The following is a 601-nucleotide window of genomic DNA, read 5'->3' as shown; positions in this document are numbered from 1 at the left end:
TTGCACTCCTCTTACTTGAGCATTGTCGCTATGAGTAGAAGCAGGTGAGAAAGTAAAGCCATTGTTGTTAATAGAAGAGAGATCGGCTTTGGCGATGGAAGTGTAGCCATTATTTTGTGTGATGACACTCTCAATTTTAAGACTACCTGATTGGTTTGAAGCAGTTGTTATCTTAGTATTTTGAGAGGATAGAACATTAAAATTAATTTGATTAATCCCTCCTCTTGTTGTGATTTTAGAGATTGTCCCAGATTGTTGAAAATTAATAATGTTCTTAGAACTGGAGTCTTGGGTCTCAATATTGCCAATACTCCCATCTTTTTCAAAAGTGATGACATTTTTTCCTGCATTTTTTGTAGAAATATTTCCTTCAAGATTTCCACTCTTAAATGTAATTGTTGTAAGGTTCCAAGCCTCAGTTAAAATATTTCCCTTCATTCCACCTGTAAATGTTGCGGTTAACTTAATAGAAATTTAGATGAGATTATATACAAAAATCTACGGGGGGGGGGGGGTAAATTTATTAAAATTATATTTTTTTGTATTTATATATTTAAGAAAACAATAATATTTAGATTATTAAAAGTGATAGAATAACTAT

At 31.6% G+C, this 601-nt stretch carries 1 protein-coding gene; it reads right to left on the bottom strand.

Translation table 11 applies throughout. The features are described 5' to 3' along the window. A partial coding sequence (locus CQA62_RS06800; protein ID WP_147288255.1) for a hypothetical protein occupies nt 1-438 on the bottom strand: 438 nt, incomplete at its 3' end. Between the last annotated feature and the right edge of the window lie 163 nt (nt 439-601).

The sequence above is a fragment of the Helicobacter cholecystus genome (assembly GCF_003364215.1).
Lineage (GTDB): Bacteria > Campylobacterota > Campylobacteria > Campylobacterales > Helicobacteraceae > Helicobacter_G > Helicobacter_G cholecystus.
The sequence above is the reverse complement of the archived record's forward strand: the minus strand, read 5'-3'. Positions and strand labels throughout refer to the sequence as shown.